An 11,139-nucleotide genomic window follows, 5' to 3' on the forward strand; every position below is an offset into this window, starting at 1 on the left:
CGGACTCGGCCCCGTTCCCGCCCGGCGCGACGGCGCGATGTGCGGGCACCGTGAATGTCGGATACTCGTGATCGGCGGGGCACGTGGGTGTTGGGCCGACAGGAGGTGCGCGGGCGCATGGAGAAACCTCGGCGCGTCCTGGGCGGGCGGATCCCCACCTGGTTGCACGATCATGATCCGGGACTCGCGGCGACCCGCCGGGCCGCGCGCACCGCGCTGGTGATGCCCGCCCTGTTCGCCCTGTGCGGTCAGGTGCTGGATTCCGCGACGATGGCGACCTACGCGGCGTTCGGCTCGTTCTCGATGCTCCTGCTGGTGGAGTTCACCGGCCCGATGGTGCAGCGCCTGCGCGCCCACGTGGGGCTGGCCGTGGCCTGGGCGGTACTCATCTGCCTCGGCACGCTGGTGGCCCGCACGACCTGGCTCGCGATCACCGCCATGGTCGTGGTGGGTTTCCTGATCCTCTTCTCCGGCGTGGTCAGCTCCGTCCTCGCGGGCGCGACGACCGCACTGCTGCTTGCCTTCATCCTCCCGGTGACCTCGCCCGCCCCGCTGTCACAGCTCCCTGACCGGCTCGCCGGAGCGGGCCTCGCGGCGGCGGCGGCCATGCTCGCGGTCTCCTTGCTGTGGCCCCGGCCCGCCGCGGACCCGCTCAGCGCACCCGCCGCCCGGGTCTGCCGCGCGGCCGCGGCGCAACTGCGTACCGACGCCTCATGGCTGTCCGGTGGCTCGGACGCGCCCACCATCCGGCAGTGCGAGGTCACCGCCGGCCAGGCCGCCGCGGCGGCGGCGGACCTGCGCACCGCCTTCGACGCCACGCTCTACCGGCCCACAGGCCTGTCCGCCGGCTCCCGCGCACTGGTCCGGCTGGTCGACGAACTGACCTGGCTGAGCGCCATCGTGGCCGACAGCGGTCCCCCAGGGGAGGACCCCCGGGCCTGCGACGCCGACGCGCACGCCGTACGGCGTGCGGCGGCCACGGCCCTGGACGAGGCCGCCGACATCCTCGACGCCCCGCGCAACGCGCCCGACGCGCTCCGTGCCGCCCTGGCGAACCTGCGTACGGCCATGGACGGCATGGAAGCCCGCGCCACCCACCGACTGCCCGTGCACCAGCCGAAACCCGGCACGGAGTCGGAGGTCCGCGCCTTCATCGCCACCCTCGACCTGTCCTTCCGCGCCCAGGAACTGGGGTTCGCCACCCTCCAGATCGCCGGAAACGTGGATCTGGCCGCGGCCGCCGAGCGCCGCAGCTGGCCCGAGCGGCTGCTGGGCACGGAACCCGGCGCACTGACACAGCCGCTGGCCTCCGCCGTCGAGCGCGCCGCCGCACATCTGGAACCGCGTTCGGTCTGGCTGCACAACAGTCTCCGGGGCGCGCTCGGCCTCGGCATCGCCGTGGCACTGGCGAACGCGACGAGTGTCCAGCACTCGTTCTGGGTCCTGCTGGGAACCCTGTCGGTGCTGCGTTCCAACGCGCTCAACACCGGGCAGAACGCGCTCCGGGCCCTGGGCGGCACGCTGGTCGGTTCGCTCATCGGGACCGGACTGCTCCAGCTCATCGGCAACCACAGCACCGTGCTCTGGTTCCTGCTCCCCGTCGCCGTACTCATCGCCGGCATCGCCCCCGCCGCCATCTCGTTCGCGGCCGGCCAGGCGGCCTTCACCGTCACCCTCGTCATCCTGTTCAACATCGGCCAGGACCCCGACTGGCACATCGTGCTGCTGCGGATCGAGGACATCGCCCTCGGCTGCGGGGTGAGCGTGCTGGTGGGCCTGTTCTTCTGGCCGCGTGGCGCCGCGGCCGCCGTCGACCGGGCGCTGTCGGCGGCGTACGCCGAAAGTGCCCGCTACCTGGCCGACACGGTGGAGTACGCGGCGAGTCGTTGCAGCATCGGCTGCATTCCGACCGACGCCCCGGTGGAGGCGGGCCGGCAGGCGGCCGCCGCGGCCCGCCGGCTCGACGACGCCTTCCGCAGCTACCTCGCCGAACGCGGCGCCAAGCCGGTGCGCCTGTCCGACATGACCACCCTGGTCACCGGGGTCGTAGGACTGCGCCTCGCCTCGGACGCGGTACTGGAACTGTGGCAACGCAACGGCGGTGAGGAACGGATCGAACCCGACCGTTCCGAGGCCCGGCTCACGCTGCTCGACACCGTCGGCCGGTTGGCCGACTGGTACCGGGACCTGGCCGCGGGACTCGGCCGGCACACCGCCGTGCCCGCTCCGCTGTCCCGCGACCCCGACGAGGAGGCACGCCTGGTCCACTCCCTGCGCCGCGACCTGCGCGGCGACGACGGACACGCCACGGCGACAGCGGTCCGCATCATCTGGACCGCAGACCACCTCAACGCGGCCCGCCGCCTCCAGCCCAGCCTGGCGGCCGCGGCGAAGCCGAGCCCCGCGCCGGCCTCAGGGGAACTGCCGGACCGACCTCACCCCGGGTAGGGAACGGCATCGCGCGCAGACCGGAGTGCGATCGCCCACCAGGCCAACTGGTCGAGCACTGTCCGGGCGTAGGCAGCGGACTCAGGATCGAGCGGACGACCCTCCTTCCACGACGTGAAGTAGTTCGGGAAGGCGAGACCGTCGCGAACCGTCACCGCGTGCAGTTCGGTCAGCACGTTCTCCAGGTGCAGCACCGCGTGCCGGCCACCCGCGGCACCCCCGTAGCTGACGAAGGCGACCGGCTTGGCCGTCCATTGTGTGAAGTGCCAGTCGATGGCCGCCTTCAACGACGCGGGATAGCTGTGGTTGTACTCCGGTGTGACCACGATGAAAGCGTCGGCGTTCGTCAGCGCCGACGTCAGCGCAGCCATCCCGGCCGGGCGAGGGTAGTCGTCGCGGGCGAGCCTCGGCGAGGCCGCGGGCAGCGCCAACGGGACGTCGATCTCGGCCAGATCGACGACGTCCACATCGAAGACACCGTGCGAACCGGCCTGTTCCGCGACCCAGGAGGCCACGACCGGGCCGAACCGCCCTTCGCGGACGCTTCCGACGACGATGACGAGTTGATGTCTGTTCTCCATGTGAGGCTTGTTCTCCATGCCCACCACGGTCGGACAGCACCGCGCTCCCAGCCAGACCGGGCTCAGGCTGGCCCCCGCAGGGCCACGCTGAGCACTCCGCGGTCAGCGGGCATCGCCGTATGCTCACGGCATGGGTTCGCCGTTGGGGGATTTCATCCGGACCACGCGAGACAGCGTTCAGCCGCGATCGCTGGGACTGCCCGATCGCGGCCGCCGCCGGTCACCGGGTCTGCGGCGCTCGGATCTCGCCGCGCGGGCCGGCATCAGCGTCGAGTACCTGACCCGCATCGAACAGGGCCGCGACCGCAATCCCTCGGTGGCGGTGGTACACGCCCTGGCCGACGCGCTCGGCCTCGACTCGTCGGAGCGCGACCATCTCCGCCACCTCACGAAGATCACCGGCGGCGAATGCTCCGCCCACCTTCACCCCGGGCCGCCGCCCCGCGAGGTCCGTCCGTCCATCCTGCGGACGCTCCGTCTCCTCGAACCCGGAATCGCCCTGGTCACCAACCGACTTGGGGATGTCCTCGCCCACACCAGTGGCTACGAGTCGCTGGTAGGCGGGACCGGACTGCTCGACACCGACACACCGAACCTCACGCACTACGTCTTCACCGACCCCCGCGCACGGACGTTCTTCACGGACTGGGACGACATCGCGGACGAGCAGGCCTTCGACCTGTGGCTCGGACCGACCGTGGGGAACTCCGAGTGGTTCACCACGGAACTCGCATCCGTCGCCGGCCCCGACTTCACGCGCCGCCTGAACCGGCATGTGGTTCCGCGACGGGGGACCCTCCGCCTCGACCACCCGTCCGGGTGTGCACTCCACCTGCTCCGCGAGACGCTCGAACTCCCGGCGGATGCCCAGCAGTTGGTCGTCCTATTGCCCGCGGACGACAGCACGGCCCAGGCCCTCGACGAACTCCGTCGCCGTTCGCACGGTCGGCTCCGGGCCATCTCCTGACACCCCCGGACCACGGTGCCCACCGGTGCATCGGTCAGCAACTCGCGCGCCTGGAACGATAGATCGTGCTTCCGGCGCTGCTGCGCCGTTTTCCCGGGCTGCGTCTCGCCGTCGACTTCGACAGCGTCGAGTACCGGGACGACGCGCTGGCGTTGGGCGTGGCTCGGCTGCCGGTGGCCTGGTAGCGGGACCTACGACGGCGGGGCGGGGTGTCCCCGGACACACCGCCCCGCTGCTTCGCTCAGCCGCCCGCGTGGGCAGCAGTCCGTGCCGGATCAGGACCGCGTGCACGGTCGACAAGGCCGGTACGTCGGTCGCCCCCCGCCGAACGAGTTCGTTGTGGATACGCCGGGCACCCCATCGGGGGTACCCGTCGCGGATGCGCACGACGAGTGACTCGATGTCCTGCGCGGTACGGGCCGGGGAGTTCTTCGGCCGGCGTGAGCGGGGCACCGGCCGGCGGGTCCCTCGGCGCGGTAGCGGGCGAGGTGGACGTAGAACGTCTTGCGGGAGATCCCGTGGCGGCGACAGACCTCCGCGACGGTCAGACGGTCGCGCTCGGGGGCCGGCAGGACCTCGATCCACTGATCGGACAGAGCCATCACCTCTTCCACGGCCTGCGGTCGTTCACGCCTGCTCGACGTTCTCCGGGGGTCGACCCGGGCGCCTGGGTGTTCCGGCGTCGGTTCGCCCGGCTGCTCCTGCGGGGCCACGGTCACGGGGCCCGGGACGAAGAGGCAGGCGACGAACATGACGGCCAGGGCCGCCACGACGGCCAGGTAGGCGTGCTGGAAGCCGGAGTGGGGTTCGCCGTCGGCGTTCTGCGTCAGCAGTGCCACGACGGCGATGTGGATCGACGCGCCCAACTGGTTGAGCATGTACAGCACCGAGCTGCCCTGCGGTACGAGGCGTCCGGGCAGTGTCCGGTACACCGATCCGATCACCGGCGCCCCGGCCGATCCGGTCCCGATGCCGATGTCGAGGGTGAACGCGGCGAGCAGCGGCGAGAGTTGACCGGTCTGGGCGTCGAACCGGCTGAACGCGACCGAACTCGGCAGCGCGATCGCGGCGCCGGTCAGGGCGAGGTTGCGCGAGCCCCTCCGCAGACCGGCTGGGACACGGCGACGACACGTGTTTGACGATCCGTCAATAGGTGACGCTGCCTCAGAATCGTTTGGAACAGTCGTAGTTGGCCTACCTGGGCGCGGTCGCCACGGCGATCGTGGCATGCTGCGGTGCCGGGGCCCGCACGGGTGGTCGGCGCTCGGGTCGCGCAGTCACTGGGCGGGATGGGGAAGGCGGTCGGATGGAGCGCTCTGCGGAGGACGGCCTCCCGCGCGTGCTGCCCGGCGTCAGCGCTCCGCGTTTCGTCGGCCGAGCGGCCGAACTGCACCGGCTGACAGACGCCTTGGCCCGGCCGTCGGCGGCGGTCCTCGTCGAGGGTGAGGCCGGAATCGGCAAGAGCCGACTCGTCCAGGAGGCACTGGACGAGCCCGGTATCGCCGCCCGTCGTCCGCTGGCCGCCATGTGCCCCCCGTTCCGGGAGGCCCTTACTCTGGGCCCGGTTGTCGATGCCGCCCGTGATGCGCGGCCCGATGTGGCGGAGCTGGCCCTCACCCCTCTCGCCGGGGTGCTGCGGCCGCTGTTCCCCGAGTGGACGCAGGACCTGCCGCCGGCCCCTGAGACGCTGTCGGACGCGGGCGCTGCCCGGCACCGGCTCTTCCGCGCTCTCGCCGAGCTTCTGGAGGCCATGGGCGTCGGCGTGCTGGTCCTGGAGGACGTCCACTGGGCCGACGAAGCCACCCTGGACTTCCTGCTGTTCCTCGCCTCCCGTCGTTCCCGCCGGATGAGCCTGGTGCTGACCTACCGTCCCGAGGACGTGGCGCCGGAGTCCTTGCTGATGCGGCTGACCTCCCGGCCTCCGGCCGGCACCGGGTACGTACGGATCTGTCTTGGCGCGCTGGACGTGCCGCAGACCGCCGAGTTGATGTCGTCGATGCTGGACGGGGAACACGTCTCCGAGGCATTCGCGTCGTTCCTCCAGGAACGGACCGACGGTGTGCCGCTGGCGATCGAGGAGTCCGTCCGACTGCTGCGCGACCGGGCCGATCTGGTCCGGCGCAACGGTGAGTGGGTGCGCAGGACGCTGGACGACATCGCTGTGCCGCCCACCATCCGGGACGCGGTCGCCGAGCGCGCCTCGCGACTCACCCCGGTCGCGCAACGCGTGCTGCAGGCCGCCTCCGTGCTCGCCGAACCGGTTGGTCCGGCCGTCCTGGCGACGGTGAGCGGGCTCCCGGATAACGTTGTCGGCCAGGCCGTGGACGCCGCCGTACGCAGCGGACTGCTCGGCGAGGACCGTGCCGGCCGGGTCAGTTTCCGGCACGCGCTGGCCGCCCGTGCGGTTTACGACATGACACCCGCGCCCGACCGCCGAGCCCTGCACCGAGAGGCGGGCCGCTCACTGCGGGCCGTGACACCGCAGCCGGTGGCCCGCCTCGCCCACCACTACCGAGAGGCCGGCGACACCGGGCAGTGGCGTCAGTACGCCGAACGGACCGCAGACCTCGCCCTGGCCTCCGGGGACCATCGCACCGCCGTCGGACTGCTGCACGAGTTGCTCACCGAGAGCGATCCGCCCGCCGCCTCGGTGGCCCGGTGGGCACAGAAGATGCCGGTCCTGGCCTTCAACGGGCTCGTCGGCCGCGGCGATCTGACCCGCGCGCTGCGCAGGGTGCTGGACACAGAGGCGCTCGCCCCGCACGACCGCGCGGCCGTCCGCACCCAGCTGGGGCGGATGCTGCTGCACGCAGGCGAGTACGCGGCCGGCGCGGCGGAACTGGAGAGGGCACTGCCGGATCTGGCCGACGAACCGTTCCAGGCCGCCTGGGCGATGAACACCCTCGGCAGCCCGCCGAGCACCCTGATGACCGCCGGGGAGCACCGCCGTTGGCTGGACCGGGCGGCCGACGCGGCCCGGCTGCCGATGACGGCGGACCAGCGGCTGGCTCTCGTCGTGGACCGGGCGACCGCCTTGCTGGACATGGGCGACGAGGCCGGCTGGGCCGTGGCCGCGGAACTCCCCGACACCGCGGCGACCCCGGAAGGAATGATGCAGCTGGCCCGCAGCGGACTCAACATCGGTAACGGGGCCATGCGCTGGGGCCGCTACGACGAGGCCAGACAGCTGCTGACGACTGCGCTGGCCAGGGCCGAACAACACCGGTACCAGCGGCTCCACGACATGATCCTGGTGACGCTGGTGCACCTGGACTGGTTCACCGGTGCCTGGGACGGACTCGCCGAGCGCGCCGCCGCCCTGGCCGTGGTGGACGCGGAACCCGTGCTTCAGCTGGACGCCCTGCTGATCATGGCGCTGCTGGAGGGGGCGGTCGGCGGCAGCGGAGCGGATCCCGGCCCCGCGGCGGTGACCGAAGGCGGGATCGGGACCGTCGAGGAGCGTCTGCGCCAGGTGCTCGACGCGGGGCTGCGACGCGGCATCGTAGATCTGCCGCTGGAGCCCGCGGCCGCCCTGGCGCGGATCCGGCTCGCCGAGGGTTCGGCCGCCGAAGCGCTGGAGCTGACGGAGGGACCGGCCGACGTCGTGACCCGCAAGAACATCTGGCTGTGGGCCACCGAGTTCGCACCGGTGCGCACCGGTGCGCTTCTCGCGGTCCAACGGGCGGACCAGGCACGGCAGTTCGTCGCGGACCTGGCCGAAGGGCTCGATGGCAAGAACCTGCCGGCAGCGGACGCCGCCCTGGAGACGTGTCGCGGCATGCTGGCACAAGGAGAGGGCCGCAGCGTCGAGGCAGCCGCCGCGTTCGGCCGGGCCGTCACCGCCTGGCAGCGCCTGCCCCGGCCGTATGAGGCACTGCTGGCGGCCGAACGCCGGGCAGGCTGCCTGCTGGCAGCGGGGGACCGGGACACCGGACTGACCGAACTCGCCCGCGCGCACGCCGGATTCACGGCTCTGGGAGCCCGGACCGACGCCGACCGGGTACACCTCGCCCTCCGTGCGGCCGGGGCGCCGGTACGACAGGTGTGGCGCGGCGGGCGGCGCGGCTACGGCGACCAACTGTCCCCGCGCGAGCTGGAAGTGGCCCGGCTGCTGCTCACCGGTCTGACCAACCCAGCCATCGCACGAGCACTCTCCCGATCCCCGAAGACCGTTGCCGCGCAACTGAACTCCGCGATGCGCAAATACGGAGTGACCTCGCGCACCGCACTCGCGGTCACCCTGACACAGGCCGGAATCACCCCGTCCGAAGGCCACGTCACCGGCGCGCGCTCCGATCTTTAGGTCATCCGCCCCATCGCGAAGCCACGCGGCAGCCATCGATACTCAGTGCGCGCAGGATCCGAGAGCCCGCCTTCACCTGGACATGACCGGAGAGGCATCCATCCGTCGGATGAGCAGCAAACCCCCCGAACCGAAGTCCGGCGCACCGAGCGCCCGTACGGACATCTCCGCCACCGGAGCGCAGCACACCGAAGTGCCGCCCACCGGAGAGCGACACCCCGAACCGACGCCCGCCGCACCGGGCGTACCCGCCGACGACACGACGGCAGACCCCGCCTGCGCGGACGACTCGTACAGCGGTTACGAACCCCTCTGATCTCGGCCCGATCGGGTCCTGAACGCGACGAAAAGGGTGCCCCCTTGCTGTCCTCAAGACGTGCGCGCGTGCGCGCTCCCCTCTCCCTTCTCATAGCCGGCTGTCTCGGCGCCGGAGTCCTCGCCGCGATACAACCGGCCGCCGCCGCGGCCACCCCCACAGCCTCGGCCTCCTCGTCCGACGCCGACTCCGCCAAGTCCTCCGACCTGCTCAACGCCGTGCCGCAGGACAACGTCCCGCAGAACTACGTACCGGCCGGCTGCAACAACCCGAGCCTCAAGGACGGCGTGGCCCAGTGCTTCGCCGACGTGCGCACCAACTCCGACCACATCGTCCGGCCGCAGGCGAGCGCGCCCCCGTCCGCGGCGTTGGGCCCGGCCGACATCCAGGCGGCCTACGGTCTTCCCGCCGGAGGCGAGGGCAGGACGGTCGCGATCGTCGACGCGTACGGCGACTCCCACGCCGAGGCGGACCTGGCCGCGTACCGCGCGTACTACGGGCTGCCCGAGTGCACCACCGCCAACTCCTGCTTCCGCAAGGTCGATCAGAGCGGTGGCACGGACTATCCCGCCGACAACGAGGGCTGGGCACTGGAGACCGCGCTCGACCTCGACGCCGTGTCCTCCGCCTGTCCGGCGTGCAACATCCTTCTGGTACAGGGTGATTCGGCGAGCCTGGATGCCCTGGGCACCGCGGTCGACACCGCCGTACGCCTGGGCGCCAAGTACGTCTCCAATTCCTACGGACTGCCCAGCGAGAGCGCCTCCGAGACCACGTACGACCACCACTACGACCACCCCGGGGTGGCCGTAGTCGCCTCCACCGGCGACACCGGCCATGTCCAGAACTGGCCCGCCACCAACCCGGATGTGGTGGCCGCCGGCGGCACCCGGCTGACCCGCACCGAGGACACCGAGCGCGGCTGGACGGAGTCCGCCTGGTCCTCCGGCGGATCGGGCTGCTCGCTGTACGAGGCACAGCCCGCCTATCAGCGGGGGCTCGCCACCGGCTGCGACACCCGGGCGACGGCTGACGTCGCCGCGGTCGCCGACCCCGCGACCGGCCTCGCCGTGTACGACACGGTGGGCAGGGACGGCTGGCTGCAGGTCGGCGGCACCAGCCTCTCCGCGCCGCTGATCACGGCGATGTACGCGCTGGCGGGCACCCCCGTCGAGGGCACCTACCCGGTGACCTACCCGTACATCAACGCCTCCGGGCTGACCGATGTGACCGAAGGTTCCAACGACGACTGCGGCACGGTGGTGTGCACCGCCGGCGCGGGCTGGGACGGACCGACCGGTCTCGGTACCCCGGTCGGCGTGTCCGCGCTCGCCTTCGGCGTCCATGGAACGCTGTCCGGACACGTCACCGACAGCGAGTCCGGCGCCCCGCTGGCCGGTGCGGCGCTGGCCGTCTCCGAAGTAGCGACAGGCGGCCGGGAGTACCGCGTCACCACCGACGCCGAAGGCGCGTACAGCCTCCCCGTGGCGGTGGGCGACTACCGGATCACCGCCACCGACTTCGGCTACCAGGAGAACACCAGCTCCGGAGTGAGCGTCGCGGAGAACCAGAACACCACCGCAGACCTGACCCTGGTGAAACTGCCCACCCGCACCGTGTCCGGCACGGTGAAGGACGGCAGCGGGCATGGCTGGCCCCTGTACTCGAAGATCACCATCGACGGCTATCCGAACGGCGCCGTCTACACCGACGCCTACACCGGCAAGTACAGCGTGGAGCTCCCGGAGAAGGCCACCTACGCCGTCCATGTGGCCCCGGTCTACCCCGGCTACCGGAGTACGGACCTGAGTGTCCCGGTGGGCACGGCCGACGTACGTACCGACGTCGCGCCGGACGTGGACCTGACGGCCTGCGTCGCCCCCGGCCACGCCTACCCGGGCGCGGCCGACTTCGGAGGCTGGACCGGCACCACGCCGGAGCACGGCTGGACGGTCGTCGATCACGGGACAGATGGCGCCACCTGGGATTTCGCCGACAGTTTTCTGTCCAACTACACGGGCGGAACCGGGAACTGGGCCGCCGCCGACCCCTGGGGCCGCGGTGGTGTCCACGAGGACACCGAACTCGTGTCGCCCACCTTCAGCCTTGCGGGCCAGAACGCACCCGTTCTCGGCTTCGACGCCCTCTACGCCCCCAGCAAGGACTCGGTGGCCGACGTCGACCTGAGCCTCGACTCGGGCGCGACATGGACCACGGTGTGGCACCGGGACACGGCCGAGTACCTGGGCCACGTCGAGGTTCCCCTGGCCCAGGCAGCGAACGCGAAGCACGTGAAGGTGCGCTTCCACTACTCCGGCAGCGGGCTGTCGATCTGGCAGCTCGACACCGTCACCGTCGGCTCCTGCGCAGCGGTGAGCGGAGGCATCGTCGCCGGAAAGGTCGTCGACGGCAACACGGGCGACGCCATCACACCCGCCACCATCACCGACACCGCCGACGGCTACGCGACGGCGACCCAGCGCACCATGAACGCGTGGCCGCCAAGGACCTGGCCGTCGAGGAG

Annotated in this window: 7 protein-coding genes; 5 read left to right on the forward strand and 2 right to left on the reverse strand. The window is 71.7% G+C overall.

What is annotated here, in order from left to right:
* Positions 1-117: 117 nt before the first annotated feature.
* Positions 118-2,448 (forward strand): FUSC family protein, encoded by a 2,331-nt coding sequence (locus ACFWP5_RS27435; RefSeq protein ID WP_384161892.1) that lies wholly within the window; start codon positions 118-120, stop codon positions 2,446-2,448.
* Here ACFWP5_RS27435 and ACFWP5_RS27440 read toward each other — a convergent pair.
* A complete protein-coding gene (locus ACFWP5_RS27440; RefSeq protein WP_384161895.1) occupies positions 2,436-3,047 on the reverse strand; it encodes an NADPH-dependent FMN reductase in 612 nt (203 codons plus the stop codon). The two genes, ACFWP5_RS27435 and ACFWP5_RS27440, sit on opposite strands and share 13 nt — an antisense overlap.
* Positions 3,048-3,159: 112 nt before the next feature.
* Between ACFWP5_RS27440 and ACFWP5_RS27445 the strand changes: the two genes are divergently transcribed.
* Positions 3,160-3,996 (forward strand): helix-turn-helix domain-containing protein, encoded by an 837-nt coding sequence (locus tag ACFWP5_RS27445; protein ID WP_384161898.1) that lies wholly within the window; start codon positions 3,160-3,162, stop codon positions 3,994-3,996.
* Positions 3,997-4,271: 275 nt separating this feature from the next.
* Here the strand turns inward: ACFWP5_RS27445 and ACFWP5_RS27450 are convergent, their stop codons facing one another.
* Positions 4,272-4,940 carry a helix-turn-helix domain-containing protein gene (locus ACFWP5_RS27450; protein ID WP_384161901.1) on the reverse strand — a complete coding sequence of 223 codons (669 nt, stop codon included), beginning with the start codon at positions 4,938-4,940 and terminating at the stop codon, positions 4,272-4,274.
* Positions 4,941-5,302: 362 nt separating this feature from the next.
* Between ACFWP5_RS27450 and ACFWP5_RS27455 the strand changes: the two genes are divergently transcribed.
* The 3 genes from ACFWP5_RS27455 to ACFWP5_RS27465 all read left to right on the forward strand — a co-directional run.
* Positions 5,303-8,299, forward strand: a complete 2,997-nt coding sequence (locus ACFWP5_RS27455) for a helix-turn-helix transcriptional regulator (protein ID WP_384161904.1) — start codon at positions 5,303-5,305, stop codon at positions 8,297-8,299.
* A gap of 109 nt (positions 8,300-8,408) precedes the next feature.
* A complete protein-coding gene (locus ACFWP5_RS27460; protein ID WP_384161907.1) occupies positions 8,409-8,615 on the forward strand; it encodes a hypothetical protein in 207 nt (68 codons plus the stop codon).
* 68 nt (positions 8,616-8,683) lie between these two features.
* The coding region (locus ACFWP5_RS27465) for a carboxypeptidase regulatory-like domain-containing protein (RefSeq protein WP_384161910.1) at positions 8,684-11,139 on the forward strand (2,456 nt) is incomplete at its 3' end.

Source organism: Streptomyces sp. NPDC058469 (assembly GCF_042721125.1).
Classification (GTDB): domain Bacteria; phylum Actinomycetota; class Actinomycetes; order Streptomycetales; family Streptomycetaceae; genus Streptomyces.